The organism is Kribbella polygonati (assembly GCF_050320105.1).
In the GTDB taxonomy this organism is placed as follows: Bacteria; Actinomycetota; Actinomycetes; order Propionibacteriales; family Kribbellaceae; genus Kribbella.
Genome location: NZ_CP190129.1, coordinates 7,733,509 through 7,760,148, shown reverse-complemented (window position 1 = coordinate 7,760,148; position 26,640 = coordinate 7,733,509). Strand labels below are relative to the sequence as shown.

Sequence of the window (26,640 nt, the reverse complement as noted above, 5' to 3'; positions counted from 1 at the left end):
TTCGGTCGTCCACAGTGATCGCGCAATCATCCACAGGAACAGCCCGAGTTATGCACACCCCCTGTGCATAACGTGTCTTAGCCCTTAGGGGGTTTGACCGCCATCGGCTCCAGGAGCCGGTACCCGGCGTACAGCCCGAGGGCGCTGACGACGAGCACCGACGGTACGGCGACCACGAGCGGCGGGCGGTGGTAGCCGACGTTGTTCAGGATGCCCGCGAGCCACTGGGCGACCAGGAGCAGCTCAGCCGCCACGGCCGGGAGCAGCGCCAGCGGGAGCATCAGGATCCCGCGCCAGACCCCGAGCCGGACGAACGTGATCCCGAGCAGCCAGCCGGTCGCCTCGTGGGCCAGGATCATCAGGAAGTACTCCGCGAAGATCAGCCCCACCTGCGACGGGTGGTCGAACAGGTGCGCGTTGGTCAGCTTGTCCGGCCAGCCCTGCCACGCGTACAGCCCGCGTTCCAGCTGGTAGACCAGGACCCAGAGCACCGAGGTCGCGACCGCTGCGCCGGTCAGGTAGATGCCGGCAGCAACCGAAAACATCCGCCGGGTGATGCCCTGCGAGACCAGCAGCGAGAAGTACGCCGGGGTGATCGTGATGCCGATCGCCATCGAGAAGTACTTCGGCGACTGCGTCCCGTAGTCCCAGGCACTCGCGGTGACGCCGCCGGACAGCAGCTGGATCAGCAGCCCGACGAAGAACAGCGCGAACACCATCACGGCCCAGTAGCCGGTCAGCATCGGCCGGAGCCCGATCACCATCGACAGTACGGACTGCCGCAGCCGGTGGCTGTCGGTGGCGGCCCGCGGCAGTACCGCCGTACTCATGACTGGGCTCCCGTGAGGTGGACGAACAGGTCCTGCAGCCCGACCGGGCCGACTTCCAGGCCGGCCGCGGCTGCCTGGGCGAGGAGCGCCGGGTCGAGGTCGCCGAGCACGGTGGTGGACTTCGTACCGCCCAGCCGCTCCTCCGCGAGCACCGTGAACCCGGCGGTGAACTCGTCGACCGCCGCGGCCGGGCCGACGATCGAGGCGCCGCGGCCGCGGAGCGCGTCCACCGGCGACTGGGTGACGAGCCGGCCCTTGTCGAGGATCACGACCTCCTCCAGCATCGTGCTCACCTCGCTGACCAGATGGGTCGAGAGCACGATCGTGCGCGGCACCTCGGCGTAGTCGGCGAGCAGCATGTCGTAGAACAGGTTCCGGGACGGGACGTCCATCCCGAGGTAGCTCTCGTCGAAGATCGTCACCGGCGCGCGGCTGGCGAGACCGAGCACGACGCCGAGCGCGGACTTCTGACCGCGGGAGAGCTTCTGGATCTTCTTGTTCTGCGGGATCTCGAAGCGGTCCAGCAGGTCGGCGGCCAGGTCGGCGTCCCAGTACGGGCGCAGCGCCGCGGCCAGCCGGACCGCGTGCTTCACCGGTACGGCGTCCGGTACGTCGCCGGACTCGCGGATCAGGCACACCCGGCTGGTGACGACGGCGTTCTCGTACGGCTGCTGGGCCGGGCCGAGGTCGCCGCCCTCGATCAGCACCCGCCCGGCGTCCGGCCGGCGGAACCCGGCGAGCGTGGCGGCCAGCGTGCTCTTGCCGGAGCCGTTCCGGCCGAGGAGCCCGTGGATCTTGCCGGGCGCCAGCCGCAGGTCGAGCCGATCCAGCGCGGGCACCCCGGAGAACCTGACCGACAACTCCTCGGTGCGCACAGTCAACGCGGTGGTCATCAGCTCGCACCCCCGATGTGCTGGACGATGTCGGTCAACGGGATCCCGATCGCCTTCGCCTCCTGGATCATCGGGTCGACCACCTCGGCGAAGAACGAGTCCCGCCGGCCGGTCCGGAGCAGGTCGCGGGCGTTCGGTGCGACGAACATCCCGATCCCGCGCTTCTTGTAGAGGATCCCGTCGTCGACCAGCTGCGCGAACCCCTTCGCCGCGGTCGCCGGGTTGATCCGGTAGAAGGCCGCGTACTGGTTGGTCGACATCACCTGCTCGTCCTCGGCCAGCACCCCGCTGACGATGTCGTTCTTGATCTGCTCCGCGATCTGCAGATAGATCGGGCTCCGGTCGTCGAACACCCGACCCCCCTTTGGTTCTTCGGTTGAGTGATGGACCGTAGCACCGCGCCGGGGTCAGCCGGCCGCGGAGTACTGCGACTGCTGCAGCGACTTCTTCAACGCCGGTACGACGGGACCCACCCGGACGGCGAGCTGCGCCAGCCGGTCCTTGTGCCGCGTGCGCTGATCCTTCGTCACCACCGTCCGCAGGTCGGCGGTCGCCGCCAGTACGACGATCGACGCGTCGCGTAGGTCCACCCGCGACACCAGCCGCGACGGCCGCAGCGTGTCCTGCGCGGTCCGCAGTACGTCGCGCCGTACCAGTGGATGCCGGAGCGTAATCCGGTCCGCCGGGATGATGCCGAGCACGCGATGCGGCTCCACCTTGATCAGATGCGCGCGGGCGAGCTCGTCGCGGACCTGCCGTACGGTCGCACCGCCCCGGCGATCGATCCAGTGCCGCCACCGTCGTGGCCCGACGGCCCGAAGCTCCTCGAGCACCCCGAGCGCCACCGGATCCGCCGGCGCCCGACCCGTCGTCACCCGGGCCCGCCCGCTGTCGTCGTCGACGTTCCCGCTCAGCTGCAGGTCCACCAGTACGGCGGCCCGCAACACCTTCCCGAGCTTCGACCGCGCCGTCAGCCGACCGCGCGCCGGGTCGTACGCGAGAATGAAAAGCCTTGCCGCCAAGGACTCCGGCAGCCGAGTGTTGCCAAGAGCAACCACCGGGTCCCGCGTCCGCCGGACTCCCACACCCCGGCCGGCGCCGGCCGGGCCGGCGGGAAGACGCGGGCCCCGTTCGGGCGGCGCCATTGTCCTTCTACTCATCGTCTTCCTCCTTGGACGGGCGGCCCGGCCGGCGTTGCTTGGTCACACCGGCCGGTAGCCGGCCGGCTTCGGCCAGGGCGCGACGAAGCAGGTACTCGATCTGGGCGTTGGTGCTGCGCAGGTCGTCGTTCGCCCAGCGGGCGAGGGCGTCGTGCACCGCGGGATCCAGCCGGAGCAGGATCTTCTTCCGTTCGACAGCCACGGCGATCTGCTACTGGTAGAGCGAGCCGGTGTTGACGACCGGTTGTGCGTCCCGGTCGCCGCACAGCACCACCATCAGGTTGCTGACCATGGTCGCCTTGCGCTCCTCGTCCAGCTCGACCACCTGGTGCTCGGAGAGCCGGTCCAGCGCCAGCTCGACCATGCCGACCGCGCCCTCGACGATCCGGGTCCGGGCCGCGACCACCGCGCCCGCCTGCTGGCGGCGCAGCATCGCCTGGGCGATCTCCGGCGCGTACGCCAGGTGGGTGATCCGGGACTCGATCACCCGCACCCCGGCGGCCTGCACCCGGGCGCCGATCTCCGCCGACAGCTTCTCGGTGATCTCGTCGGTGCTGTCCCGCAGCGACAGCACCGCCTCCTCGGGGTGTACGTCGTACGGGTAGCTGTTGGCGATGTGCCGAACGGCGGTCTCGGTCTGGATCGCGACGAACTCGACGAAGTCGTCCACCTCGAACATCGCCTGCGCGGTGTCCTCGACCTGCCAGACCACCACGGCGGCGATCTCGATCGGGTTGCCGTCGGCGTCGTTGACCTTGGCGACCGCGGTCTCGTGGTTGCGGATCCGGGTCGACACCTCGCGCCGCGTCGCGATCGGAACCACCCAGCGCAGGCCGGTGGTCCGGACGGTTCCGGCGTACTGCCCGAGGAGCTGCAGGACCCGCGCCCGACCGGGTGACACCGCGGTCAGCCCGGCGGCGATGATCACCGCGGCCACGACGATGGCAACACCGAGGCCGACGATCCACCCGTTGCCGCCGCTGAGCACGAACGCCAGCACGGCGAGCACCGCCAGCACCAGCACCAACCCGGCGAACGGCCACCCGTTCCGCTCCCAGCCGGCCCGCTCGGTCACCTTCGGCGCCGGCATCTCCACCACCACATCCGTCATCACAAGCTCCTCTCGAATAGCTTCAAGGTAGCAAAGTGATATCACTTTTAGCAAGACAGGGCCGGAGAGGTGGGGCAGGCAGGATCAGGGGAGGCGGGTGGCGAGGGACTCGAGGTGGGACTGCCAGGTGGTGGAGTTCGAGTTGGGGAGGGGGTCGATGGCGGACGGACCCCAGGCGTGGATGGGGCGGATGCCGTGCAGGGCGTTGAGCAGCCAGGCTTCGGTGCTGTCGGCGAGGGCCGACGGGGTGATCGGGTGTTCGGAGACCTCGATGCCCTGGTTTGCGGCGATCCGGCGGAGCAGGGCCGCGGTCACCGACGGGAGGAGCGGGCGGCCGGACGGCGGGAAGCAGAGGGTGTCGTCCTCCCACCAGGCGACGGCGGAGTACGCCGCCTCGAGCACGGTCCCGTCGGCATCCAGCAACAGGATCTCGTCGGCGCGGTCCGGCGCGCTCTCCCGGAGCTTCCCGAGCAGTTCCAGATCCGGCCCCTTCACCCGCGGCGCGGTCCGCGGATCGGGACCTTCGTGCACGGCGACCCGCACCCGCCCGCCGGTCGGCGGCGCCGGCCGCAACTGCACCGCCAACTCCCCCGACGCGTGCAGCTCGAACCGCGGGAACCACCGCCCGAAGCTGGGAAGCCGTGCGGTTTGCTCGTCCCAGAAACGGTCGGCCGAGACGCCGGCCGCCGCGCAGGATCGGACGAACCGGTCCCGGTGCAGCTCCAGCCCCCGAACCTTGCCATTGGCAACCAGGAACGAGTCCGCCACCAACAGATCACTCATTGACGCCCCCAACAGATCCGCCGACGGCAGCCGTTGCCTTCAGCACCATTTCGTCGTACTCCGCGACCGGGTCCGAGTCGAGCACGATCGCACCCCCCGCCCCGATCACGGTCGCGTCCGGTGTCAGCACCGCCGTCCGGATCACCACGCTCAGGTCCGCCCGCCCGTCGACGGTCAGGTAGCCGAGCGCCCCGGAGTACACCCCACGCGCACTCGACTCCAGCTCGTCGATGATCCGCATGGTCCGGATCTTCGGCGCCCCGGTCATCGACCCCGGCGGGAAACACGCCCGTACGGCGTCCACCGCGCTGACGCCGTCGCGCAGCCGGCCGCGGACCGTCGTCACCAGCTGGTGCACCGTGCGGTAGCTCTCGACCTGCATCAGTTGCGGCACGTTCACGGTCCCCGGGACGCTCACCCGGCCGAGGTCGTTGCGGATCAGGTCGACGATCATCAGGTTCTCGGCGCGGGTCTTGTCGTCCTCGGCCAGCGCCTTCGCGGCGAGCCGGTCGGTCAGCGGGTCGTCGGCGCGCGGCGCGGTGCCCTTGATCGGGCGGCACTCGGCCCAGCCGTCGCCGTCCACGGTCAGGAAGCGTTCGGGCGAGGAGCTCGCCACCGCGAGATCGCCGTACCGCAGGAAGGCGGCGTACGGCGCCGGGTTCGCGGAGCGCTGCCAGCAGAAGAACTCGAACGGATCCGGTACCGCGGGCAGCCGGACCCGGTTCGTCAGGTTGACCTCGTACGTCTCCCCCGCTTCGAGCTCGGCCAGCACCCGCGCGATGCCGGCCAGGTACGTCGTACGGTCCTGCTCCAGGTGCGACTCCAGGTCGAGCCGGGCGATCGCGGGCGCGTCGACCCCTCCCATCCACCAGTCGGCCGCGGCCTCCTCGGCCCGGTCCAGCCAGTCCTCACCGCCGTCGAGCGCGACCAGGTGGGTCCGGTCACGGTCGTGGTCGATGACGACGAACCGGTCCGCCCAGATCCACAGGGCGTCCGGCGTCATCGCCTCGTGCGCGACGACTCCCCCGGTGAGCGCCTTCAGCTCGTACCCGAAGTAGCCGACGTAACCGCCGCAGAACAGGCCCGCAAGCTCGGCCGGCGGCTCGGCAGAACGCTCCGCAAGCAACCCGTTCAGCTCAACGAACACATCGCCGTCGACAACGTTCCGCGACAGCACGTCCGCGGTCGTCGTACCGAGGATCGACACGTGCCGCGGTGTCCGGTCGGTCAGGCTGCCGTCGAGCCAGTACGCGACCGGCTCGGCAGCCAGGAGCTCGCGGTAGACCGTCTCACCGTCGAGCGCCCGGTCGAGCGTCCGGACCGACCAGCGCAGCGCACTCACAGGCACACCGTACCGACACCGGCGGACCTCAGACAGTCAGTGCCAGCTTCGTCCGCATCGCGGTGATCCGGCGGATCGGGACCGCGACCTCGAGACCGTCCTTCGACTCGGCCCGGTCGGCGAGCCAGTCGGCCGCGGCGTCCCGCCGTACGTCGGGCGTCCCGGGCAGGTAGAGGGCGTTGACCAGGCGGAGCGCGTCGTCGCGGGTGTGGATCATGTACACGTACCGCTCGCGCTGACTCTCCATCACGTCGAACCCGGCGTGCTTCAGCTGGTCCTTCAGCTCGGTGATCTCGCCGCCGGCCGGGAACTGCGGCGTCGACCGCAGCCGCGTGGTCAGCCCGCTCAGCGTCCGGATGTCCCCGCGCCGAAGCGGCCGTACGGCGGGCACGATCGCGGCCAGTACGCCGCCGCGCCGCAGCACCCGGGCCGCCTCGTGCAGCACGTCCGGGAGCGGCTGCAGCACCATCAGCCCCATCGAGCAGGTCACGACGTCGAAGACCTCGTTCGCGAACGGCAGGTGCACCGCATCCGCCCGCACCTTCGGGCCCGGCGCGCCCTCGAGCTGGGCGGCGTTGTTGTCGACGCCGACCACCCAGCGCCCGTACAGCTCCCGCGCGACCGGACCGTTCCCGCAGGCCAGGTCGAGGATCCGCCGGGCCTCGCCGGACACCGCCCGGACCAGCCAGCGGTACGGCGTGTGGTCGCCCGCCACCGCACGCGACAGCAACGCCTCCGTGCTCCCGGGGGTGGCGGTATGGAACTCCCGCAGGTACTGCGGCCAATCGACAGGATTCTCAGACATCGCGGCCCGACGCTACCGGCAGAACACCCGACGTACCGCATCGGGTGCAGTGCGTTAACCGAGAGTTGAGGTCAGACCCGGCTGACGAAGATGTGGCCCGCGGTCTCGTCGCTGATCACGCCGCCGGCTTCCCGGCTGCCGACCAGCACGCCCTCGGCGTCCAGTGTCGAGTCCACCTCGCGACCGGGCAGCGCCCCGGCCTTCCGCAGCACCGCCATCGCGCCGTCGTCGGTCTGCACCGGCTCGGCGATCCGGCGGACCAGCACCCGCACGCTCTCCCCGGTGGCGGTGTCGAGCACCTGGTCGAGCGGCTCGACGCCGATCCGGAAGTCCTCGGTCCCGCTCGCCGCGCTGGTGGTCTGCAGCTCCTCCAGGCCCGGGATCGGGTTCCCGTACGGCGACTCGGTCGGGTTGCCGAGCAGCTGCAGCAGCCGCAGCTCGACCGCGTCGCTCATCACGTGCTCCCAGCGGCAGGCCTCGGCGTGCACGTCCTCCCACTCGAGCCCGATCACGTCGACCAGCAGCCGCTCGGCCAGCCGGTGCTTGCGCATCACCCGGACGGCCTGCTTGCGGCCGACGTCGGTGAGCTCCAGGTGGCGGTCGCCCTCCACCTTGATCAGACCGTCCCGCTCCATCCGGGCGACCGTCTGACTGACCGTCGGACCGGACTGGTGCAACCGCTCGGCGATCCGCGCCCGCAGCGGCACGATGCCTTCTTCTTCGAGCTCGTAGACGGTCCGCAGGTACATCTCGGTGGTATCGATCAGGTCGCTCACGACAACCATTCTCACCTATGCAGGCAAGCCTCACCCAATCGCAAGGGCCCGTTCGTGCTGGATCCGTTGCTGTGGGGGCGATCCGGTGATCCACGGCGCGAACACCTGGCCGCGTCGCTGCACAGCCTGTCGGTGTCGATGGGCGGCCGATTGGTGGTACGGCGGGGCGATCCGGCGGTCGTCGTACCCGCCGTCGCGGACGAGGTCGCGGCGTCGAGTGTGCACATCTGCGCGGACTACGCGCCGTACGGACAGCAACGGGATGGAGAAGTTGAAGCGGCGTTGAAGTGCCCGCTGGTGCGGACCGGGTCGCCGTACGCCGTGGCGCCGGGGCGGATCCGCAACCGGCAAGGGCGGCCGTACCAGGTGTTCACGCCGTACTTCAAGGCGTGGCTCGCGCACGGGTGGCGGCAACCGGTTGCCGCGCCGCGTGAGGTGACCTGGGTCGAAGTGGTCGATCCCGTTGAAGTACGGCGAGATCCACCCGCGGACGATGCTCGCCGGCCTGGAGAGCGAGGCATACCGGCGGGAACTCGCCTGGCGGGAGTTCTGCGCCGACCTGCTCGCGCGCTACCCGCGTGCCGCGTGGAAACCACTCCGCCCCGAGTTCGAGAAGATGCGGTACGACGAGCCGGGCGCGGGGTACGAGGCCTGGCGCTCCGGGCGTACCGGGTTCCCGTTCGTGGATGCGGGAATGCGGCAACTGGCGGCGACCGGGTTCATGCACAACCGGGTACGGATGGTGGTCGCGTCGTTCCTGGTGAAGGACCTGCATGTGCACTGGAAGTACGGAGCGCGCTGGTTCATGCGGTCACTGACCGACGGCGACCTCGCCTCGAACGCGCTGAACTGGCAGTGGGTGGCCGGCTGCGGCGCGGACGCCGCGCCGTACTTCCGCATCTTCAACCCCGTCGCCCAGGGCCTGAAGTTCGACCCGCACGGCGACTACGTCCGGCGGTGGATCCCGGAGCTGCGGCACCTCGCTGGCAAGCAGGCGCACGAGCCGTGGAAGCACGACGCCGGCGTCTACCCGGCCCCGATCGCCGATCATGCGGAGGCCAGGCGGGAGGCACTGCGCCGGTACGACGCGATCCGCTCTTGACGATCGGTTGGACCATAGCTCTATAGTGCTAGTTACCTAGATGAATGAGGTAACCAGCATGATCGAGTTCCACCTGGACGGCCGGTCCGGGGTTTCGCCGTACCAGCAGATCGTCCAGCAGGTCCGGAACGCGCTGCGGCTCGGACTGCTGCGCGAGGGCGACCAGTTGCCGACGGTGAAGGACGTCGTCGCGGCGCTGGCGATCAACCCGAACACCGTGCTCAAGGCGTACCGCGAACTGGAGCACGAAGGCCTGGTCCAGGCCCGCCCCGGCCGCGGCACCTTCGTCACCCGCACCCTCACCGACAACTCCCTCGCCGCCCACGGCCCGCTCCGCCAGGACCTCCGCCGCTGGCTCACGAAGGCCCGCAAAGCAGGCCTCGACGACGAGAGCATCGAGGCCCTGTTCCTGACAACCTTTCGGTCCGCCGCTCAGGAGGACATAGCATGACCGTTCTGCAAGCTCATGGGTTGGGGAAGAAGTACGGCCGGCGGTGGGCGCTGGCTGATTGTGAGCTCGAGGTGCCGGCTGGGCATGTGGTTGGGCTGGTCGGGCCGAACGGGGCCGGCAAGAGTACGTTTCTGAATCTTGCTGTGGGCATGTTGTCGCCCAGTGCGGGGTCCGTCGAGGTGCTGGGGGCGCCGGCGGGGCGGCAGCAGGCGAAGGTGGGGTATGTCGCTCAGGACACGCCTACGTACGGGCGGTTGAGTGTCGCGGATCATTTGCGGCTGGGGGCGCGGCTCAATCCGGCGTGGGACGAATCGCTTGCGCAGCAGCGGGTCCGGCATCTGCAGTTCGATCTGAAGCAGCGGGCGGGGCGGTTGTCCGGTGGGCAGCGGGCGCAGCTCGCGCTCACGTTGGGGCTGGCGAAGCGGCCGGAGTTGCTGATTCTCGACGAGCCGGTGGCGGCGCTGGATCCGCTGGCGCGGCGGGAGTTCCTGCAGGACCTGATGGAGGCGGTCGCCGAGCAGGAACTCAGCGTCGTACTGTCCTCGCATCTCGTCTCCGACGTGGAACGGGCGTGTGACTACCTGATCGTGCTGGTCGACTCGCGGGTGCAGGTCAGCGGCGAGATCGACACGCTCCTCGCGACGCACTTCCGGATCACCGGGCCGCGGCGCGACCAGAAGGACCTGCCGCGCGACCAGCACGTCGTCACCGCGAGCCACACCGACCGGCAGTCGACGTATCTGATCCGCACCGACCGGCCGATCCACGATCCCGCCTGGACGGTCTCCCAACTCACGCTCGAGGACCTCGTACTGGCCTACATGGGCCGCGACGTCCAGCCTGAGCGCCCGGTTCTGGAGGTGCAGCGATGATCTGGCTGACCTGGCGGCAGTTCCGCGTTCAGTTCCTGGTGGTCGCGACAGTGATCGTCGCGGCCGCGATCGTCCTCGCCGCGACCGGTCCTGGTCTGGCCGACGACTACCACAGGTGGACCACGGCCTTCATCCAGAACCTCGGCTACCAGCGGCTGAACCCCGTGCTGTACGAGGTCGGGATCGTGCTGCTGTACGCCGTACCGCCGGTGATCGGCGCGTTCTGGGGCGCGCCGCTGATCGCCCGCGAACTGGAGACCGGCACGCACCGGCTGGTCTGGAGCCAGAGCATCTCGCGGTGGCGCTGGCTGGCCACCAAGCTCGGCCTCACCGGCCTGGCCGCGGTAGGCATCGCGGCGCTGCTCAGCTTCGCGGTCACCAAATGGTCGGCGCCGATCGACGACGCGATCGACGCGGGGCAGAACTCCAACACGTTCCTGCCGCGGATGTTCCCGCTGCTGTTCGGCGCCCGCGGCCTGGTGCCGGTCGGGTACGTCGCGTTCGCGTTCGCCTTCGGTGTCGCGATGGGGCTCGTCGTACGCCGTACCGTGGTCGCCCTCGCCGTCACACTGACCGTGGTCATCCTGGTGGAGGTGCTGACGCCGTCGCTGATCCGGCCGCACCTGCTGGCGCCGACGGAGTCGTACCTGACCGTGACCCAGGACAACATCCGCGGCTTCGGGACGAGCGGCCCGGGCGGCAAGGTCTTGCAGATCGAGGTGGCGGCCGGGTCGGCCGGCGCCTGGAAGTTCTACGACCGGACCGTCGACAAGGCCGGCAATACCGTGAGCTCGCTGCCGGACTGGACGATCAACTGCGCACCGGAGGCGCCGCCGCCGGGGAACGGCACCGTCTCGACCGCGGGCACCGTGTCGGCCAAGGCCGCCGCCTGTTTCCAGCGGCTCGCCGACGAGGGGTATCGCCAGCACGTCAAGTACTTCTCGGCGAACAGGTTCTGGGATCTGCAGTGGCTCGAGTTCGGGTTCTTCCTGGTGCTGGCGTTGGCGCTCGCCGGGTTCAGTTTCTGGCGGATCCGGCGCGACCTGTCGTGAACCGGCGTACCAGCAAGCCGGCTGCCAGGACGGCCGCGGCGACGACCGCGGAAGTCCAGGGCAGGGTGACGGCGAGTACGACGCAGCCGGTCAGTCCGACCACGTTGACGGCGCGGGGCCAGCGGCGCTGGTCGGGTGGTTGGGTGAACGCGGAGGCGTTCGCGATCGCGTAGTACAGCAGGACACCGAACGACGAGAAGCCGATCACGCCGCGAAGATCCGTCGTGAGGACCAGGACCCCGACCACCACGGCGAGTGTGACCTCGGCACGGTGCGGGACCTGGTAGCGCGGATGTACGGCGGCCAGCCGGCGCGGCAGGTCCCCGTTGCGGGCCATCGCGAGCGCGGTGCGGCCGATGCCGGCGATCAGCGCAAGCAGGGCGCCGAGACTGGCCAGCGCGGCACCGATCCGGACGACCGGTGCCGCCCAGGCCGCACCGGCCCCGTCGACCGCGGCCGCGAGGGGCGCCGCGGTCGATGCGGGGTCGCCGGTCCGCAGCAGCGCGAAGGCGACCGCGAGATAGATGCCGATGGCAATCACCAGCGCGATGCCGATCGCCCGCGGGATGGTCCGGGCGGGGTCACGGACCTCCTCGCCCATGGTGGCGATCCGCGCGTAGCCGGCGAACGCGAAGAACAACAGCCCGGCCGACTGCAGCACGCCGTACGGCGAGGTGCTTGTCGTGCTGTGGTGGGTCGGGTGGCTCGAGTACAGCACCACCATCACCACCGCGAGCACTACCAATGTGCAGGCAACAAGCACCCTGGTCAGACGGGCTGTCCTGGTGACACCCCGGTAGTTGACTCCCGCCAACGCCGCGACCGCCACCAACGCGACCACCCGTTGGAGCCAGTGGCCGGGTACGACGTACGTCGCGAACGTCAGCGCCATCGCCGCGCACGAGGCGGTCTTCCCGATGACGAAACACCAGCCGGCGGCGAAGCCCCACCATTCGCCGAGGCGCTCGCGTCCGTAGACATACGTCCCACCCGACACCGGGTAGACCGCGGCGAGCTGTGCCGACGACACGGCGTTGCAGTAGGCAACCACCGCCGCAATCACCAGCCCGATCAAGAGCCCGGACCCCGCGGCCCGTGCCGCGGGTGCCCAGACGGCGAACACCCCGGCCCCAACCATCGAGCCGAGCCCGATCAGGACCGCGTCCCCCACGCCCAGCCTCCGGGCCAGGGAAGTCGCAGGTGTCATCTCAGGCTGTTTCCGCCATGGCGGCCGCGATCTTGGCTTCGGCATCGGCGACTGCCTCCTGGGGTGCTTCAGGCATCAGTTCAGCCCACAGCGGGAGCATTTCACGGCGCGCTTCCAGCATGCCCAGCGGGCGCGGGTAGAACCACACGTGGAAGTGAGCGGAGCCGTCGCCCCAGCGGTAGACGTGGACCCGGGCGATGTCACCGAGGGCCAGGATGGCGCGTTCGACGCGGGCCACGACCGGGCCGTAGCTCTGGGCCACCTCGTCGGGGAGGTCGGCGAACGAGTCGTGGTGGGTGCGGCTGGTGAGCCAGACCAGCCCGGGGATGGTGACGCCGGTGGCGCGGCACAGTACCCAGTTGTCGTCGTACCAGAGCGGCGGCCGGTGCTCGGAGTGCTCGAAGTCGGCGAGCCAGTCGCACAGCCCGCAGTGCGGGCCGCCGGGTTCACCGACGCGGAGCGGTTCGGGGATCACCCGCGGCTGCGGCTCGCGGCGGACCAGCGGTTCGGCGTACGGAAGAGTCATGGCGGTCTCCAGCCCGAGAAGGTGATGAGAACGCCAGTGAAACATGCTCGTTGCAGAAAATGCAACAGGCATGTTTCATGCCTCGAGGACGCCGCGGAGCACCAGATCGAGAGTCAACCGCCGGGAGCGGGACCGCGACCAGTGGTGCCGGCCGCGCATGTGCACGTAGGTGAGCGCCGCGGAGACCATGAAGACCTCGGCCACGTCGCTGATCCGCCCGTGCGGATGCAGCGTGCCGTCCGCCTCGCCCTCGCGCAGGAAGCGTTCGAACGGGTCGAGGAACGACACCGGCCCGTTCCGCGCCGACTCCTGGTGGAACACGAGGTCCGAGGACAACATCAGCGGGAGATGTCGGTCGATCACGTCGAACAGTCCCTCGACCGAGCGGATCAGGCCCTCCCGCCCGGTCCCCGACCCGGCCAGCACCGGCCACATGGTGTCGCGGTAGTCCTCGGCCAGCGCGTCCAGTAACGAGTTCAGCAGCGCCTCGACGGTCAGGCCCTGCCGCCAGAGCGTGACCCGGGACCGGCCGACCTTCTCGGCCACCCGCTCCAGCGTCACGCCGCCCCAGCCGTGCTCCGACAGTACGGCAATGGTCGCCGTACGCAGCGTCTCGTCCACCGGCGGCCCCTTTACCCTTGTGCAACATGGTCGTTGCATTGCACGATGACTGTACCAACCGCCGAGGAGGTACGTGTGGACACCAGGACCGAACTCCGCATGCAGTTCACCGACCACGAGCTCGCCGGGCTGAGCGCGCTCGCCGCCGGGCTGCGCGGGGTGGCCGAGGCCGACCTCACCGAGGAGGACGCCCTGGTCGCGGCGCTCGAACACGCGTTGACCCGGCTGATCGACGACTTCGAGGTACCGGATCCGACCGCCCGCGCGGAGGTCCAGCGAGCCCGCGACGACCTCCGCACCCACTGGATCCGCGGCGCCGCGACCCTCTAAACGGCCTTCAGTACGCCGAGCAGCCGCGCGACCTCGACAGCTACCGCGTCACGCGCGGGGCCGAGGTACTTCCGGGTGTCGACCAGCTTCGGGTTGTCCGCCAGTACCTCGCGGACCACGCCGGTGAAGACGTTGTTGAGGTGGGTGGCGATGTTGACCTTGGTCATGCCGGCTTCCACTGCTCTGGTCAGATCGGCATCGGCTACGCCGGACGAACCATGGAGCACCAGCGGAACCGGGACGATTTCCTTCAACTGTGTGATGAGTTCGAAGTCCAGGGTGGCGGTTCGTTCGGTCATGGCGTGCGAGGAGCCCACCGCGACGGCCAGCGCGTCCACGCCGGTGGCCTCGGCGAAGGCCAGCGCTTCTTCCGGGCGGGTGCGGGCGCCGGGCGCGTGGACGCCGTCCTTGCCGCCGACCTCGCCGATCTCGGCCTCGACGAACACGCCGTGATCGTGGCAGAACGCGGTCACCTCGGTCGTCGCGGCCACGTTGTCGGCGTACTCCAGCTTGGACGCGTCGTACATCACCGACGTGAACCCGAGCGTCACCGCCTCGGTCACCAGGTCGCGGTCCATCGCGTGGTCCAGGTGTACGACGACCGGCACCTTCGCATCGGCGGCGGCCGCCAGCGTCGCGACCCCGATCGGCTTGAGCGAACCGTGGTACTTCACCGCGTTCTCACTGATCTGCAGGATCACCGGCGCACCAGCCTGCTCGGCACCGGCGATCAGCGCGGTCGCGTGCTCCAACTGGATCACGTTGAACGCACCGACCCCACGCCCGGCCTTGGCCGCACTCAGGACAACCTCGGCACCGGAAACCAACGGCATGAGAACTCCTCAATTCACAGTTACTTGGGGCTGCCAACGCCGATAGGCAGCCAGATCGATGTCTCCGGCAACCGGCGTCAGCACGGCCGCGGCGGACGCGGCAACAGCGGACTTGAGTACGACGGACCAGTCAGGCTCCGGCGCTTCCGTAACAGCGGCCGCGACCACCGCCGTACACGCGTCCCCCGCCCCCGTGGGGTTCCCGCGCACGGTCTCGACCGGCAACGCCCGCCAGACACCTTTCTTGCTAGCGGCAACCATTCCCCGCGGCCCGTCGGTGATCACCGCGGCCGAGGCACCCAGCGCGACCAGATCGGACGCGCCTTCCTCGACCCCGACATCCCCGACAGCAGCACGCAGTTCAGCGGCATTCGCCCGCACCACAGCACCGACTTGAGCAGCGGCCGTCAACGCGGAGCCCCCGGCATCGATCACCGACAGTACGTCGTGATGCCGCGCCCGGACGGCCAGCTCCGCATAGGCATCGGCCGGAATCGCCGGCGGCAGACTCCCCGAACAGGCAAGCACGCCGAGCCGCCCCCACGGCATCCGGTCCCCGAACGCCCGCCACTCGTCCGGCGAAACCACCGGCCCGGCCTCGTTGAAGATCGTCGCGTCCCCGTCGACATCGTTGACCACGGCAACGGTACGCCGGGTCTCGCCGGCGATCGGGGTGAGCAGCGCGGTCAGCCCCGCGTCGAACAGCTCCTCCGCGACCAGCTCCCCCGTCACCCCACCGACGAAGCCCAGCACCAGCGCCTGATGCCCGAGCGTCGCGGCGACCCGGGCGACGTTCACGCCCTTGCCACCCGCGCGCCGCCGGATCCGGTCCACCCGGTGACTGCCGCCGACGTGCAGTTCGTCGACCTCGTACGTCACGTCCAGCGCGAGGTTGAGCGTGACGGTCCCGATCAGTCCAGCCACGACCCCGCCCGCATCACCTTCTGGACGGCGTACTCGGCGTCGAGCAGCACCAGGTCCGCCCGCTTCCCGGTCTCGATCGAGCCGACGTCGTACCAGCCGAAGGTCTGCGCCGGGGTCGTCGACGCCATCCGCGACGCGTCCACCAGCGAGACGCCGGACTTCACCGCGTTCCGGAACGCGACGTCCATGGTCAGCGTGGAACCGGCGATCGAGTGGCTGCCGTGCGCGAGCGTCGCCAGGCCGTCCTCGACGTCCACCTCGAGGCTGCCGATGTGGTACCGCCCGTTCGGCATGCCGGTCGCCATCATCGCGTCCGTGATCAGCGCGATCCGGTTCACCCCGGCGGCCGCGAGCGCGACCCGGACGACCTGCGGGTCCAGGTGCATGCCGTCGTTGATCACCTCGAGCAGCAGCCGCTCGTCGTTCAGCGCCGCGCCGACCGGACCCGGGTCGCGGTGGTGGAACGGCCGCATCCCGTTGAACAGGTGCGTCGCCACGGTCGCCCCGGCGTCCGCACCGGCGACCATCTGCTCGTACGTCGCGTCCGTGTGCCCGAGCGCCGCGACCGCGCCCGCGTCGACGACCTGACGGATCGCGTCCAGCCCGTTCTCCAGCTCCGGCGCGATCGTCACCATCTTGACCGCGTCGCTCAGCACCTGCGCGACGTCGTCCTTGAGCGGCGGCCGCAGCAGCGACGGCTCGTGCGCACCGCAGCGCGCGGTGGACAGGAACGGCCCTTCGAGGTGGACACCCGCGACGACGCCGTCCGCCATCAGCTCCGCGAGACACGCGGTCTGCGCGACCAGGTCGTCGAGCGACGCGGTCACCAGGCTCGCCATCGTGGTCGTCGTACCGTGCCCGGCGTGGAAGGCCGCGACCTTGCGCGCCTCCTCCGGGTCGGTCGTCGAGTACGACGACCCGCCGCCGCCGTGCGTGTGGATGTCCACGAACCCCGGGACGACCGTCACGTCGCCGAGGTCCTCGGGCCGCTTGCCGTCGGCCGGCATCCCCTCGGACCGCCGGCCGAACGACCGGATGTCCTCGCCGTCCACCTGGATCCAGGCGTTCTCCAGAACGTCGTCCGGAGTCACCACCCGGCCCACCCGGTACGTCGTCATGCTGCTGCCTCCTCGTTGGCGCGGTCCCAGGCCATCTGCGCGGCGCCGAGCATGCCGGCCTCCTCGCCCAGCACCGCCGCCACGATCTCCGGCTCGCGCTGGAACGTCAGCCGCGCGTGCACACCTTCGCGCAACGGCTGCAGCAGCGTTTCACCGGCACCGATCAGACCGCCGCCGATCGCGATCCGGGTCGGTGCGACCAGTGTCGTGTAGAGCACCAAGGCGTCGATCAGCGCGGCCAGCGCGTCCTGCCAGACCCGCGCCGCGTCGGGGTCGCCGGCGGCCAGCAGTTCCATCACCTCGCGGGCGCCGTCCACGGTCCGCCCGGTGCGGGCGGCGTACCGCCGGGCCAGGGCCGCCGCGGACGCTACGGTCTCCAGGCAGCCGTACTGACCGCAGGCGCACAGCTCGGCGGCGTCGCCGTGGATGAACTTCGAGTGCCCGAGCTCGCCGGCGTACCCGTCGCCGCTGACCAGCCGTCCGTCGACGATCATCGCGGCCGCTATCCCGGTGCCGAGCGGGAGGAACATCGAGTTCGTGGTGCCGGACAGGGCGCCCTGGCGGAACTCGGCGTACCCGCCGGCACGGACGTCGTGGGCCAGCACGATCGGGACGTCCGCGGCCACGGCCGCCTGCAACTCGGCGAGGACCGGCGTACCGACCCATTCGAGGTTCTCGGCGCCGACGGTGCCGTGCTCGGCGTCGATCACGCCCGGTACGACGACGCCGATCGCGCGCACCCGGTGCCCCTCGGCGGTCGCCTTCTGGCCGAGCTCGACGACGGTCTCCAGCAACGCGTCGAGCACGGCGCGGCCGCCGTCGCGGGCATCGGCCCGGGGCGTCGGCCTGGTCTCGCGGTGCAGCACCGCACCGTCGGCGGCGACCAGGCCGCACTTCATCCGGGTTCCACCGAGGTCGACGGCAACCACGACTTCACAGGGGTCCACAGAGCGCCATTATGCAGCGTTCTTCCCTGAATCGAACATCCATGAGCAAATCATGGACAAACTGCCCCGGACCACTCGCTAGGAGCCGAGCCCGTGGTGGAAGGCGGCCACCAGGAACGTCACCAGCCTCTCGGCCAGGTTGCCCGAGGGCTCCGCGCCGGGCGCCGGCGACAGGGCCTGGGACTGGTGCAGCGCCAGCAGGCCCTGCATGTTCAGGTAGCCGAAGGCGACCGCGTCCGGGGTCGCCTGCGGGAGCGCCCGTTGCAGTGCCGCCAGGTATCTGCTCTCGACCGGGTCCGACTCGGCCGCGTACAACTCCCGGATCCGCCGGCTCGGGTCGAACGCGATCCGCCCGATGAACCGGGCCACCACCGCGCCGCGCTCGCCGCGCCGCAGTACCAGGTCCAGACCCGGCTCGACGAAGGCCCGGATGAGCTGCTCGGCCGTCGGCTCGCCGGCCGTCTCCAACTGGTCCAGCCGGCGCCGCCGTTCGGCGTTCACCGGCGCCATCGCCCGGGACACGGCCGCGCGCAGCAGCGCTTCCTTGGACCCGAAGTGGTAGTTCACCGCCGCGATGTTCGCGGCCGCCGCGACCGTGATGGCGCGCAGCGACGTCCCCTCGTAGCCCCCCTCGCCGAACCGTTGCTCGGCGACGTTGAGCAACCTCTCCCTGGTCGTTTCGACCGGTGTTTCCACAGAGTTCTCCTTCCCCCCGGCCACCACCCGCGCAGGCACCCCACCTGCTCACGCGCAGTAGCCTGCAGTCAGCATAGTTCAAACGGTCGTTTGAACTGGAGGTCTCAGCTCAGTTGTCTGCGAAAAATCCTCAGATTTCCCCGAACCCCTTTCCTTCCCGGCACCCACTCCCTTCACACCTGGGTTAGGCTCGCGAGCCATGACTTTGGTGCGGGTCGAGCGGCGTTTCCAGGGGCCGGAGCGGTCGGGGAACGGCGGGTACGTCGCCGGTCTGGTCGGGACCGCGGCGCAGCTGGACGGGTCGCGGGTGCCGAAGGTCACGCTGCGGATGCCGCCGCCGCTGGAGACCGATCTCGACCTGTCGGACGGCCGGCTGACCGACGGCGAGGCACTGGTCGCGGAGACGGAACCGGTCGCGAGCGAGTTCCTCGCCGACGCGACGATCGACCCGGTGGCGCCGGACGAGGCCCGCGCGGCCGAGGCGTCGTACCGCGGGCTGCACGACCACCCGTTCCCGGCCTGCTTCGTCTGCGGACCGGCGAACCGGCGCGGTCTGCAGCTCCGACCGGGCCCGATCGGCGGCGGCCGGACGGCGTGCACGTGGCAGCCGGCGGCCGACCTCGGGACCGACGGACTCGTCGACGAGGTGTTCCTGTGGGCGGCCCTGGACTGCCCGGGCGGGTGGACGATCGACCTCGAGGGACGCCCGTCCGTCCTCGGCCAGCTGACCGCCTGCATCGACGCCCGCCCGCAGATCGGCGAGGAATGCGTCGCGCTCGGCCGCTACCTCGGCGAGGACGGCCGCAAGACGTTCACCGCCAGCACCCTGTACGACGCCGACGGCCGGGTCCTGGCCCGCGCCAAGCACACCTGGATCACGGTCGACCCGGCCGCCTTCATCCGAGGGCGAAATCCGGTTGAAGGGCGAACGTCTCGGCAGTAAGTTCTGAGTACACGCGAAGGGAGGTGGTCCAACGCATGAATTGCTATCGGACTCGTGAGGTGGCGGCGGGCTAACCGCCAACCACAAGTTAGTGGGCAAGTGGTCGGCCAATACAATGCCAGCCACCGGGCCCGCGGGCAGTCAGGACAGTCCGCCTGACCCTGAGCGTCGACCACCCGGTCGCGTTTTGGAAGCGCCCGCGGGCTTCTTTCTATTGTGGTTCCGGGCAGTCCAACCCCAGCGCCTGGCCGATCTCGTAGAGCTGCGCCTCGAAGTACGCCGCGGCGTCCGGCAGCACCCAGTGCAGCTGGCCGAAGACCTCCATGCAGATCAGGCCGTACAGCCGGGTCCAGTAGTTCAGCGACAGGTAGATCGCGCCGGCCGGCATCCCGTGGAAGTGCTCCGACTCGGCCGTCAGTTGCTCGACCAGCACGGTTCCGAGGTCCTCGTCGGCCGGATGCGGGAACGGCTTCTGGTGCCAGATCTGCGCCACCAGCTCCTTGAACAACCCGCCGAACCGCATCGCCGCCTGATGCCCGGGCGTCACGTCGTGCTCGTCGTCGTCCGGATTCGGTACGGCGGTCCCGAACACCAGCCCGAACTCCGCCGGATGCGCGAGCGCCCAGTCCCGCAGCCCGTTCGCGAGCAGGTAGAGCCGGTTGCCGAGGTCGATGTCGCCCACCTGGAGGCTCATCAGCGCGGTCGTCAGCTCGTCGTACAGGTCGGCGATCAACGCACTGATCAGCGCCTCGTGGCTCGGGAAGTACCGGTACAGCGCGGGCGGGGTGAGGCCGAGTTCGCGGGCGACCGCGCGCAGGCCGACCGCCGGCGTACCGCCGGAGACCAGCAGCCGGCGGGCGGCCGCCTTGATCTCCGCCAGCGTCGCCGCGCGCCGCCGGTCCCGGCTCACCACTCGAAAACACTCCTTGACATCGACAGGGGTCGGACGCCTACAGTGAACACCGTTAACAGTTAACACTGTTCACCAGACGCCTTCCGCTCAATCTACGCCTTCGGGAGAGTTTCGTGTTCGAGACGCTCGGCCACTTCACCTACCGGCGGCGCCGTCTGGTGCTCGCCCTGACCGGGGTTTTCGTGGTGCTCGGGCTCGCCTGGGGCACCGGCGTGTTCGGCTCGCTGGCGAACGGCGGCTTCGACGCGCCGAACACCGAGGCCGCGAACGCCGTCAAGACCATCGAGCAGAACGTCGGCCGCACCGGCACCGACGTGGTCGTGCTCTACCGCAGCCCGTCCGCGACGGTCGCCGATCCGGCGTTCCGGCAGGCGGTCGAGCAGCACCTGTCCGCGCTGCCGTCGGCCGAGGTGACCGGCGTCGCGACGTACTGGAGCACCAAGTCGCCGGCGTTCGTGTCGAAGGACCGGCACAGCACGTACGCCGTACTCACGCTGGCCGGTTCCACGCAGGAGAACCGGCTCGACACGTTCCACAAGATTGCCGACCAGGTGCGGTCGCAGGCCCGCGGCCTGGACACGAAGGTCGGCGGCGAGGTCGCGGTCTTCGACGAGGTGAACACGCAGACCGAGCACGACATCGTGAAGGCCGAGTCGATCTCGACGCCGGTCGTGCTGGTGCTGCTGGTGCTGGTCTTCGGTGGTCTGGTCGCCGCGTCGCTGCCGCTGTTCGTCGGCGCGCTCGCGATCCTCGGCGCGTTCGTGCTGCTCCGCGGGCTGTCCGCGGTCACGGACGTGTCGATCTTCTCGATCAACATCGTGACGATGATCGGGCTCGGGCTGGCGATCGACTACGCGTTGTTCATCGTCACCCGGTTCCGCGAAGAGCTTGCGCACGGCAACGATGTCGAGACCGCGCTGACCGCGACGATGGCGACCGCCGGGCGGACCGTCGCGTTCTCCGGGATCACGGTCGGTGTCGCGATCAGCAGCCTGGTGCTGTTCCCGGTGATGTTCCTGAAGTCGATGGCGTACGGCGGTGCGGCCGCCGTCGCGATCGCGATGATCGCGGCCCTGACCGCACTCCCGGCACTGCTCGCGGTGCTCGGGCACCGGGTGAACAGCCTGCGGATCCTCAAGCCCCGCAAGGCGTCCGCCGAGCACGGCGCCTGGTACCGGCTCGCGCACAGCGTGATGCGGCGGCCGGTGCGGTACGTCGTGATCCTCGTCCCGGTGCTGCTCGTGCTGGGCATCCCGTTCCTGAGCGCACAGCTCGGCGGCGTCGACCACCGGTCCCTGCCGGCCGGCGCGACCTCCCGAACCGTGACCGAGACGCTGCAGCGGGACTTCCCGGGCGCGGGCGGATCGGACATCTACGCGGCCGTGCGGTTCTCGTCTCCTCCCGGCGATCCCAGGCCGGCGTTGGCGCCGTACATCGCCCGATTGCAGCAGATCCCGGCGGTCGAGGATGTTCGGGTCGGCGGGTACGCGCACGGCGTCGCGTCGGTCGTCGTCCACACGCACTACACCGGGCAGGAGTTGCCGGCGCGGGACGTCGTCCACGGCGTACGCGCGGTGCCCGCGCCGAGCGGGACCTCCGTGCAGGTGGGTGGCGAGACGGCGGCCGTGATCGATCTCCTGCACGTCTTGAAGGAGCGGGCGCCGTACATGGCCGGGTTCATCGTGATCGTCACGTTCATCCTGCTGTTCGTTGCCTTCGGCTCCTTCGTGCTGCCGGCGAAGGCCCTGGTGATGAACGTGTTGTCGCTGTCCGCGGCGTTCGGGGCGATGGTGTGGATCTTCCAGGAGGGGCACCTGTCGGGGTTCCTGCAGTTCACGCCGGCCGGGTTCCTGGACGCGACCAACCCGGTGCTGCTGTTCGCCGTACTGTTCGGGCTGTCGATGGACTACGAGGTGTTCCTGCTCAGCCGGATCCGCGAGGAGTACGACCGTACCGGCGACAACACCCAGGCCGTCGCGCTCGGGCTGCAGCGGACCGGCGGGATCATCACCAGCGCGGCGCTACTGCTGATCATCGTGGTGGCGGCGTTCTCCACGTCGGGCATCGTGTTCGTGAAGATGATCGGCGTCGGGCTGGTCATCGCGATCGCACTGGACGCGACCATCGTGCGGGCGTTGCTGGTCCCCGCGACCATGCGGCTGCTCGGCCGCGCGAACTGGTGGGCGCCCGCACCGTTGGCGCGCTGGTGGTCGCGGCACGGATTCCGCGAAGAGCCTCAGGGCTGGAGCCTCGACAGCACCCAGGAGGAGTTGGTGCGCCGGTAGGCGAGCCGGTCGTGCAGCCGGCCGGTGCGGCCCTGCCAGAACTCGAACGCCTCCGGGGCGACCAGGTAGCCGCCCCAGAAGTACGGCGTCGCGATCTCGGTGCCCTCCGGCCACTGCCGTTCGTACGACGCGTACTGCAGGTCAAGCTCCTCGCGTGACTCCACCGGCTGGCTCTGCTGGGACGCCCAGGCGCCGAGCTGCGACCCGCGTGGGCGGCTGGCGAAGTACTCGTCGACCTCGTCGGTGGGGAGCTTGGTCACGGTGCCTTCGACACGCACCTGGCGCTCCATGGCGTGCCACGGGAACACCAGTGCGCAGTGCGGGTTCGCGGCCAGGTCTTCAGCCTTGCGGGACTGCTGGTTGGTGTAAAACACGAAGCCACGCTCGTCCAGGCGCTTAAGCAGCACCGTGCGGGCAGACGGGCGTCCGTTGTCGTCTGCGGTTGCCAGCACCATCGCGTTGGGCTCGGCCAGACCTGCTTGGCGGGCTTGCTCCAGCCAGGTCTGGAACTGCACGACGGGGTCAGCGTCAACCTGACTCTCGAGCAGCTCACCGAGGCCGTACGTCTCCCGCATCTCCCCTAGGTCCACGGCTTGAGGTTACTGACGCGGTGGCTGGCCCGGGTACTGCGGTGGCTGCTGCGGGTACTGCGGTTGCGGCGGCAACGGCTGCTGACCCGGGTAGCCGCCCCACTGCTGCGGCTGTTGCGGCCCTTGCAACAGCTTGAACATCTTGGCTTCCTGCGCCCACCGCCGGATCCCCACCAGCAGCAACGGTATGCCGAACAGCAGGAACGAACCGTCGAACAACAGATAGCCGCCGTACCGGGAACCCGGGAACTGGAACAGCCGCCCGAAGTCGAACGCCTGACGCATCGGCAGCACCAAGGCGGCCAAGCCGACAACAGCCAGCAGCGCGCCGGCCCCGGTGGTCACCCCAGCGCCGATCGACGGCACCATCATCAGCACGCCGAGCACCACCGCCACGACCAGCAGGATCCCGAGCCCGGGCAGCAGCTGATCGGGGTCCGTCCGGTACATCTGCATCCGGAGCAGCAGCTTGGTCGTGGAGTACTGCGCGCAGAGGATCGCCACATAGCAGGCGATGACGCCGATCACGAGCCCGAGGGCGGGGAGGGGCTTTGACATGAATCGAGACTAGACCTCTGAGCGGTCCACCCGGCCCGACCGGCCGAACCGGTCACAAAGCTGTCCGGGCGTCGGCGCGGAGAACTATGCTGCCTGAGCGCCCAGGTGCGCAGGCTCTCCTGGTGAGCCCGCGCCCTGACCACGAGGACGAGGGAGTCGTATGTCTGATCCGAGGACCGAGGTGCAGCACGGGCTGGAGGGCGTGATCGCGTTCGACACGCAGATCGCCGAGCCGGACAAGGAAGGTTCGGCGCTCCGCTACCGCGGTGTGGACATCGAGGACCTGGTCGGCCGGGTGCCGTTCGAGAACGTCTGGGGCCTGCTGGTCGACGGCGCGTTCACCCCCGGCCTGCCGCCGGCCGAGCCGTTCCCGCTGCCGGTGCACACCGGCGACATCCGGGTCGACGTACAGTCCGCGCTGGCGATGCTCGCACCCGCCTGGGGTCTGCGGCCGTTGTACGACATCGACGACGTCCAGGCCCGCGAGGACCTGTCCCGCGCGGCGGTGATGGCGCTGTCGTACGTCGCGCAGGCGGCCCGCGGGATCGGGCATCCGATGGTCCCGCAGCGCGAGGTGGACAAGGCGACCACGATCACCGAGCGGTTCATGATCCGCTGGCGCGGCGAGCCGGATCCCAAGCACGTGCAGGCGGTCGACGCGTACTGGACGTCGGCGGCCGAGCACGGCATGAACGCGTCGACGTTCACCGCGCGGGTGATCGCGTCCACGGGCGCGGACGTCGCCGCGGCGCTGTCGGGTGCGGTCGGGGCGATGTCGGGCCCGCTGCACGGCGGTGCGCCGGCGCGAGTCCTGACGATGATCGAGGGCGTCGAGCGGTCCGGCGACGCCCGTGCGTACGTGAAGGGCCTGCTGGACGCGGGCGAGCGGCTGATGGGCTTCGGGCACCGCGTGTACCGGGCCGAGGACCCGCGCGCCCGGGTGCTCCGGCGTACCGCCCGTGAGCTGGCCGCCCCGCGGTACGAGGTGGCCGAGGCGCTCGAGCAGGCCGCACTGGCGGAGCTGCGCGAACGGCGGCCGGACCGCGTGCTGGAGACCAACGTCGAGTTCTGGGCGGCGATCGTGCTGGACTTCGCGGAGGTGCCGCCGCCGATGTTCACATCGATGTTCACCTGCGCCCGGACCGCGGGCTGGAGCGCGCACGTCCTGGAGCAGAAGCGCACCGGCCGACTGATCCGGCCCTCCGCGATCTACTCCGGCCCGGCCTCCCGCCCGGCCGACTCGATCGAGGGCTGGAACCCTTCCTGGGCCTAGTGCTCCTGGCTCGGGCTCCGGCCCGTGCGTTGTTTGTACTGGCGGCTGAAGTACGGGACGTCGGTGTAGCCGAGGGCGCTGGCCGTCGCGGTGACGGTCATGCCGCTCTCGGTGAGCAGTTGGTGCGCGCGGTCGATCCGCGCCTGGATCAGGTACTGCGCCGGTGACATCCCCAGCTGTTTCACGAACCTGCGGGTGAACTGCGCCCTGCTGAGCGCGGCGCGACCGGCCATCTCGCTGACGGTCCAGTCCCGGCCCGGATCCTGCCGGAGCTGCCTGGCGATCTCGTCGACGGCCGCATCCGCGGCGGTCCTGCCTGGGCGATGGACGGCGTCCCAGATCAGCGCGACCAGCTGTTCGAGACACAGCTCGGCCTGGTGCCTGCCGAGCGGATCGCCCCGGCGGTACGACGCGTCGCTGGTCCGGGCGAGTACGCCGAGGAACTCGCGGTCCGGCACCTCGCCCCAGCGCGGATCCGGCGCGGCGGCGTCGCGCGTCTCGAAGTGCATACCGAACACCAGCAGCCGCCGGTGCGGGTCGTGGGTCGCGCGCGGCTCGTCCCCCGGTTGAAAGACAGCGCAGACGCCCGGGTGCAACTCCTGTCTCTGACCGTCGAGCTCGAGCTCGCCGCGGCCGTCGAGCACACACCAGAGCAGATGATCGCCGAGCGGCCGTGACGTCCAGGACCAGCTCGGCTCACACCGCCAGAAGGTCGGCTCGGACATCTTCTCGAGGTGAATGCGCTGCACCAAAAGTCCAACTCCTCGCGTGAATCCTCCGTGGTTTTCAGTCATGCATGGGCCGGAAAATAGAACCCGTCCGAAGCCTAGAGGAGCTATGCATGAGCGTTTCATACAACACCTCCACCCTCCGCGAAGAGTTCGAGCAGACCGGTTACACACTGGTGCGCGGGCTGTTCTCCCCCGCGGAGGCCGAGCGGCTCCGAGACCACTACATGCAGGTCCGTACGCGCGGCCCGCGCGACCACGACTTCGCCGGCCACACCTCGACCGACCGGGACCCGCTCAAGCGGTACCCGCGGATGGCGCAGATGCACCGGTGGGACGAGGCGTCGCTGCAGTGGATGATCGACCCGCGGATCGACGCGGTGATGACCGAGCTGCTCGGCAGGTCGCCGTACGCGGTCCAGACAATGGTCTACTTCAAGCCCGCCGGTTCGCGAGGGCAGGCGCTGCACCAGGACAACTTCTACCTGAAGGCCGACCCGGGGACGTGCATCGCGGCCTGGATGGCGCTCGACACCGTCGACGTCGCGAACGGGTGCCTCGAGGTCGTACCGGGCTCGCACCGGTGGCCGATCCTCTGCACCGAGAAGGCGGACACCACCGTCAGCTTCACCGACGTGACGGTCCCGCTGCCGCCGGCCGAGGCCGCCGTACCGGTCGAGATGGAGCCGGGCGACGTGCTGTTCTTCCACGGGGCGCTGGTACACGGGAGCAACCCGAACGTCACCACCGACCGGTTCCGGCGGGCGCTGATCGGGCACTACATCCAGGGCGAGGCGGAACGGGTCGCGCAGTACTACCACCCGGCGCTGCGGATGGACGGCACCGAGCTCGTGCTGGACGTTGCCGAGGGTGGCGGTGCGTGCGGCGAGTGGACGGACACCCCGGACGGGCCGGTCGCCGTACTGACCGGGACCGAGACGGTGAGCCGCAAGCACGAATGAGACACCCCG

The 26,640-nt window shown here is 70.0% G+C and carries 31 protein-coding genes and 1 pseudogene; 10 read left to right on the top strand and 22 right to left on the bottom strand.

The window, feature by feature from the left end; all coding sequences use genetic code 11:
- Window positions 1–77: 77 nt before the first annotated feature.
- From ACQHIV_RS37260 to ACQHIV_RS37215, 10 genes are all read right to left on the bottom strand, one after another.
- Entirely contained in the window at window positions 78–830 is a 753-nt protein-coding gene (locus tag ACQHIV_RS37260; protein ID WP_427889027.1) for a hypothetical protein, read from the bottom strand.
- A complete protein-coding gene (locus ACQHIV_RS37255) occupies window positions 827–1,723 on the bottom strand; it encodes an ATP-binding cassette domain-containing protein (protein ID WP_427889026.1) in 897 nt (298 codons plus the stop codon). The genes ACQHIV_RS37260 and ACQHIV_RS37255 overlap by 4 nt, the downstream gene beginning before the upstream one ends.
- Window positions 1,723–2,076, bottom strand: a complete 354-nt coding sequence (locus tag ACQHIV_RS37250; RefSeq protein ID WP_427889025.1) for a GntR family transcriptional regulator — start codon at window positions 2,074–2,076, stop codon at window positions 1,723–1,725. The genes ACQHIV_RS37255 and ACQHIV_RS37250 overlap by 1 nt, the downstream gene beginning before the upstream one ends.
- Window positions 2,077–2,130: 54 nt before the next feature.
- Window positions 2,131–2,883, bottom strand: coding sequence for a GOLPH3/VPS74 family protein (locus ACQHIV_RS37245; RefSeq protein WP_427889024.1), 753 nt, complete (start codon window positions 2,881–2,883; stop codon window positions 2,131–2,133).
- The gene (locus ACQHIV_RS37240) at window positions 2,876–3,085 is read right to left on the bottom strand and encodes a hypothetical protein (protein WP_380200945.1); all 210 of its coding nucleotides are present in this window, start codon (window positions 3,083–3,085) and stop codon (window positions 2,876–2,878) included. Before ACQHIV_RS37240 ends, ACQHIV_RS37245 begins: the two co-directional genes overlap by 8 nt.
- Before the next feature lie 9 nt (window positions 3,086–3,094).
- On the bottom strand, window positions 3,095–3,994 hold the full coding sequence (locus ACQHIV_RS37235; protein ID WP_427889023.1) for an SPFH domain-containing protein: 900 nt from the start codon (window positions 3,992–3,994) through the stop codon (window positions 3,095–3,097).
- Window positions 3,995–4,078: 84 nt separating this feature from the next.
- Window positions 4,079–4,777 carry an aminotransferase class IV gene (locus tag ACQHIV_RS37230; protein ID WP_427889022.1) on the bottom strand — a complete coding sequence of 233 codons (699 nt, stop codon included), beginning with the start codon at window positions 4,775–4,777 and terminating at the stop codon, window positions 4,079–4,081.
- Window positions 4,770–6,119, bottom strand: a complete 1,350-nt coding sequence (gene pabB, locus ACQHIV_RS37225; protein WP_427889021.1) for an aminodeoxychorismate synthase component I — start codon at window positions 6,117–6,119, stop codon at window positions 4,770–4,772. Before pabB ends, ACQHIV_RS37230 begins: the two co-directional genes overlap by 8 nt.
- A 28-nt stretch (window positions 6,120–6,147) precedes the next feature.
- A complete protein-coding gene (locus tag ACQHIV_RS37220; protein ID WP_427889020.1) occupies window positions 6,148–6,924 on the bottom strand; it encodes a class I SAM-dependent methyltransferase in 777 nt (258 codons plus the stop codon).
- A gap of 71 nt (window positions 6,925–6,995) precedes the next feature.
- Window positions 6,996–7,709 carry a metal-dependent transcriptional regulator gene (locus tag ACQHIV_RS37215; protein WP_427896640.1) on the bottom strand — a complete coding sequence of 238 codons (714 nt, stop codon included), beginning with the start codon at window positions 7,707–7,709 and terminating at the stop codon, window positions 6,996–6,998.
- On the opposite strand from ACQHIV_RS37215, the pseudogene ACQHIV_RS37210 reads away from it, so the two are divergent.
- The 5 genes and pseudogenes from ACQHIV_RS37210 to ACQHIV_RS37190 form a co-directional block, all read left to right on the top strand.
- A pseudogene (locus tag ACQHIV_RS37210) lies at window positions 7,596–8,069 on the top strand (deoxyribodipyrimidine photo-lyase); the annotation flags it as partial. The gene ACQHIV_RS37215 and the pseudogene ACQHIV_RS37210 overlap by 114 nt on opposite strands.
- 94 nt (window positions 8,070–8,163) lie before the next feature.
- Window positions 8,164–8,802 carry a cryptochrome/photolyase family protein gene (locus ACQHIV_RS37205; RefSeq protein ID WP_427889019.1) on the top strand — a complete coding sequence of 213 codons (639 nt, stop codon included), beginning with the start codon at window positions 8,164–8,166 and terminating at the stop codon, window positions 8,800–8,802.
- A gap of 58 nt (window positions 8,803–8,860) precedes the next feature.
- The gene (locus tag ACQHIV_RS37200; protein WP_427889018.1) at window positions 8,861–9,253 is read left to right on the top strand and encodes a GntR family transcriptional regulator; all 393 of its coding nucleotides are present in this window, start codon (window positions 8,861–8,863) and stop codon (window positions 9,251–9,253) included.
- Entirely contained in the window at window positions 9,250–10,125 is an 876-nt protein-coding gene (locus ACQHIV_RS37195; protein ID WP_427889017.1) for an ABC transporter ATP-binding protein, read from the top strand. The genes ACQHIV_RS37200 and ACQHIV_RS37195 overlap by 4 nt, the downstream gene beginning before the upstream one ends.
- Window positions 10,122–11,177: an ABC transporter permease gene (locus ACQHIV_RS37190; RefSeq protein WP_427889016.1), complete on the top strand. Its 1,056-nt coding sequence runs from the start codon at window positions 10,122–10,124 to the stop codon at window positions 11,175–11,177. Before ACQHIV_RS37195 ends, ACQHIV_RS37190 begins: the two co-directional genes overlap by 4 nt.
- Here the strand turns inward: ACQHIV_RS37190 and ACQHIV_RS37185 are convergent.
- From ACQHIV_RS37185 to ACQHIV_RS37175, 3 genes are all read right to left on the bottom strand, one after another.
- Window positions 11,143–12,384, bottom strand: coding sequence for an APC family permease (locus ACQHIV_RS37185; RefSeq protein ID WP_427889015.1), 1,242 nt, complete (start codon window positions 12,382–12,384; stop codon window positions 11,143–11,145). The genes ACQHIV_RS37190 and ACQHIV_RS37185 overlap by 35 nt on opposite strands.
- A 1-nt stretch (window position 12,385) precedes the next feature.
- A complete protein-coding gene (locus tag ACQHIV_RS37180; protein WP_427889014.1) occupies window positions 12,386–12,910 on the bottom strand; it encodes a hypothetical protein in 525 nt (174 codons plus the stop codon).
- A 75-nt stretch (window positions 12,911–12,985) separates the two neighbouring features.
- Entirely contained in the window at window positions 12,986–13,531 is a 546-nt protein-coding gene (locus ACQHIV_RS37175; protein ID WP_427889013.1) for a TetR/AcrR family transcriptional regulator, read from the bottom strand.
- A gap of 45 nt (window positions 13,532–13,576) precedes the next feature.
- Between ACQHIV_RS37175 and ACQHIV_RS37170 the strand changes: the two genes are divergently transcribed.
- Window positions 13,577–13,861, top strand: coding sequence for a hypothetical protein (locus ACQHIV_RS37170; RefSeq protein ID WP_427889012.1), 285 nt, complete (start codon window positions 13,577–13,579; stop codon window positions 13,859–13,861).
- Here the strand turns inward: ACQHIV_RS37170 and ACQHIV_RS37165 are convergent.
- The 5 genes from ACQHIV_RS37165 to ACQHIV_RS37145 all read right to left on the bottom strand — a co-directional run bounded on the left by ACQHIV_RS37165 (window position 13,858) and on the right by ACQHIV_RS37145 (window position 18,379).
- Window positions 13,858–14,694, bottom strand: coding sequence for a class II fructose-bisphosphate aldolase (locus ACQHIV_RS37165; RefSeq protein ID WP_427889011.1), 837 nt, complete (start codon window positions 14,692–14,694; stop codon window positions 13,858–13,860). The two genes, ACQHIV_RS37170 and ACQHIV_RS37165, sit on opposite strands and share 4 nt — an antisense overlap.
- Before the next feature lie 9 nt (window positions 14,695–14,703).
- Window positions 14,704–15,618, bottom strand: coding sequence for a 1-phosphofructokinase family hexose kinase (locus ACQHIV_RS37160; protein WP_427889010.1), 915 nt, complete (start codon window positions 15,616–15,618; stop codon window positions 14,704–14,706).
- Window positions 15,606–16,736: an N-acetylglucosamine-6-phosphate deacetylase gene (gene nagA / locus ACQHIV_RS37155; protein WP_427889009.1), complete on the bottom strand. Its 1,131-nt coding sequence runs from the start codon at window positions 16,734–16,736 to the stop codon at window positions 15,606–15,608. Before nagA ends, ACQHIV_RS37160 begins: the two co-directional genes overlap by 13 nt.
- The gene (locus ACQHIV_RS37150) at window positions 16,733–17,683 is read right to left on the bottom strand and encodes an ROK family protein (RefSeq protein ID WP_427889008.1); all 951 of its coding nucleotides are present in this window, start codon (window positions 17,681–17,683) and stop codon (window positions 16,733–16,735) included. Before ACQHIV_RS37150 ends, nagA begins: the two co-directional genes overlap by 4 nt.
- A gap of 78 nt (window positions 17,684–17,761) precedes the next feature.
- Window positions 17,762–18,379, bottom strand: a complete 618-nt coding sequence (locus ACQHIV_RS37145; RefSeq protein WP_427889007.1) for a TetR/AcrR family transcriptional regulator — start codon at window positions 18,377–18,379, stop codon at window positions 17,762–17,764.
- A 199-nt stretch (window positions 18,380–18,578) separates the two neighbouring features.
- On the opposite strand from ACQHIV_RS37145, the gene ACQHIV_RS37140 reads away from it, so the two are divergent.
- On the top strand, window positions 18,579–19,322 hold the full coding sequence (locus ACQHIV_RS37140; RefSeq protein WP_427889006.1) for a hypothetical protein: 744 nt from the start codon (window positions 18,579–18,581) through the stop codon (window positions 19,320–19,322).
- Window positions 19,323–19,533: 211 nt separating this feature from the next.
- Here ACQHIV_RS37140 and ACQHIV_RS37135 read toward each other — a convergent pair whose 3' ends face one another.
- Window positions 19,534–20,235, bottom strand: coding sequence for a TetR/AcrR family transcriptional regulator (locus tag ACQHIV_RS37135; RefSeq protein WP_427889005.1), 702 nt, complete (start codon window positions 20,233–20,235; stop codon window positions 19,534–19,536).
- A gap of 113 nt (window positions 20,236–20,348) precedes the next feature.
- On the opposite strand from ACQHIV_RS37135, the gene ACQHIV_RS37130 reads away from it, so the two are divergent.
- The gene (locus tag ACQHIV_RS37130) at window positions 20,349–22,520 is read left to right on the top strand and encodes an MMPL family transporter (RefSeq protein ID WP_427889004.1); all 2,172 of its coding nucleotides are present in this window, start codon (window positions 20,349–20,351) and stop codon (window positions 22,518–22,520) included.
- On the opposite strand, the gene pdxH is transcribed toward ACQHIV_RS37130, so the two are convergent.
- A complete protein-coding gene (gene pdxH, locus ACQHIV_RS37125) occupies window positions 22,472–23,110 on the bottom strand; it encodes a pyridoxamine 5'-phosphate oxidase (protein WP_427889003.1) in 639 nt (212 codons plus the stop codon). The genes ACQHIV_RS37130 and pdxH overlap by 49 nt on opposite strands.
- Window positions 23,111–23,119: 9 nt before the next feature.
- Entirely contained in the window at window positions 23,120–23,668 is a 549-nt protein-coding gene (locus ACQHIV_RS37120) for a hypothetical protein (RefSeq protein ID WP_427889002.1), read from the bottom strand.
- Window positions 23,669–23,828: 160 nt separating this feature from the next.
- Between ACQHIV_RS37120 and ACQHIV_RS37115 the strand changes: the two genes are divergently transcribed.
- Window positions 23,829–24,941, top strand: a complete 1,113-nt coding sequence (locus tag ACQHIV_RS37115) for a citrate synthase 2 (protein WP_427889001.1) — start codon at window positions 23,829–23,831, stop codon at window positions 24,939–24,941.
- Here ACQHIV_RS37115 and ACQHIV_RS37110 read toward each other — a convergent pair.
- Window positions 24,938–25,690 (bottom strand): helix-turn-helix domain-containing protein, encoded by a 753-nt coding sequence (locus tag ACQHIV_RS37110; RefSeq protein ID WP_427889000.1) that lies wholly within the window; start codon window positions 25,688–25,690, stop codon window positions 24,938–24,940. The genes ACQHIV_RS37115 and ACQHIV_RS37110 overlap by 4 nt on opposite strands.
- 92 nt (window positions 25,691–25,782) lie before the next feature.
- Here ACQHIV_RS37110 and ACQHIV_RS37105 point away from each other — a divergent pair, with 92 nt between their 5' ends.
- Window positions 25,783–26,631 (top strand): phytanoyl-CoA dioxygenase family protein, encoded by an 849-nt coding sequence (locus ACQHIV_RS37105; RefSeq protein ID WP_427888999.1) that lies wholly within the window; start codon window positions 25,783–25,785, stop codon window positions 26,629–26,631.
- Window positions 26,632–26,640 lie beyond the last annotated feature (9 nt).

Coding starts and splice junctions, on each gene's coding strand:
- ACQHIV_RS37260 (WP_427889027.1), bottom strand. CDS start 830: ATGAGTACGGCGGTACTGCCGCGGGCCGCCACCGACAGCCACCGGCTG.
- ACQHIV_RS37105 (WP_427888999.1), top strand. CDS start 25,783: ATGAGCGTTTCATACAACACCTCCACCCTCCGCGAAGAGTTCGAGCAG.
- ACQHIV_RS37180 (WP_427889014.1), bottom strand. CDS start 12,910: ATGACTCTTCCGTACGCCGAACCGCTGGTCCGCCGCGAGCCGCAGCCG.
- ACQHIV_RS37195 (WP_427889017.1), top strand. CDS start 9,250: ATGACCGTTCTGCAAGCTCATGGGTTGGGGAAGAAGTACGGCCGGCGG.
- ACQHIV_RS37230 (WP_427889022.1), bottom strand. CDS start 4,777: ATGAGTGATCTGTTGGTGGCGGACTCGTTCCTGGTTGCCAATGGCAAG.
- ACQHIV_RS37120 (WP_427889002.1), bottom strand. CDS start 23,668: ATGTCAAAGCCCCTCCCCGCCCTCGGGCTCGTGATCGGCGTCATCGCC.
- ACQHIV_RS37255 (WP_427889026.1), bottom strand. CDS start 1,723: ATGACCACCGCGTTGACTGTGCGCACCGAGGAGTTGTCGGTCAGGTTC.
- ACQHIV_RS37115 (WP_427889001.1), top strand. CDS start 23,829: ATGTCTGATCCGAGGACCGAGGTGCAGCACGGGCTGGAGGGCGTGATC.
- ACQHIV_RS37200 (WP_427889018.1), top strand. CDS start 8,861: ATGATCGAGTTCCACCTGGACGGCCGGTCCGGGGTTTCGCCGTACCAG.
- ACQHIV_RS37235 (WP_427889023.1), bottom strand. CDS start 3,994: ATGACGGATGTGGTGGTGGAGATGCCGGCGCCGAAGGTGACCGAGCGG.
- ACQHIV_RS37220 (WP_427889020.1), bottom strand. CDS start 6,924: ATGTCTGAGAATCCTGTCGATTGGCCGCAGTACCTGCGGGAGTTCCAT.
- ACQHIV_RS37170 (WP_427889012.1), top strand. CDS start 13,577: ATGACTGTACCAACCGCCGAGGAGGTACGTGTGGACACCAGGACCGAA.
- ACQHIV_RS37245 (WP_427889024.1), bottom strand. CDS start 2,883: ATGAGTAGAAGGACAATGGCGCCGCCCGAACGGGGCCCGCGTCTTCCC.
- ACQHIV_RS37165 (WP_427889011.1), bottom strand. CDS start 14,694: ATGCCGTTGGTTTCCGGTGCCGAGGTTGTCCTGAGTGCGGCCAAGGCC.
- nagA (WP_427889009.1), bottom strand. CDS start 16,736: ATGACGACGTACCGGGTGGGCCGGGTGGTGACTCCGGACGACGTTCTG.
- ACQHIV_RS37215 (WP_427896640.1), bottom strand. CDS start 7,709: ATGGTTGTCGTGAGCGACCTGATCGATACCACCGAGATGTACCTGCGG.
- ACQHIV_RS37190 (WP_427889016.1), top strand. CDS start 10,122: ATGATCTGGCTGACCTGGCGGCAGTTCCGCGTTCAGTTCCTGGTGGTC.
- ACQHIV_RS37185 (WP_427889015.1), bottom strand. CDS start 12,384: ATGACACCTGCGACTTCCCTGGCCCGGAGGCTGGGCGTGGGGGACGCG.
- ACQHIV_RS37140 (WP_427889006.1), top strand. CDS start 18,579: ATGACTTTGGTGCGGGTCGAGCGGCGTTTCCAGGGGCCGGAGCGGTCG.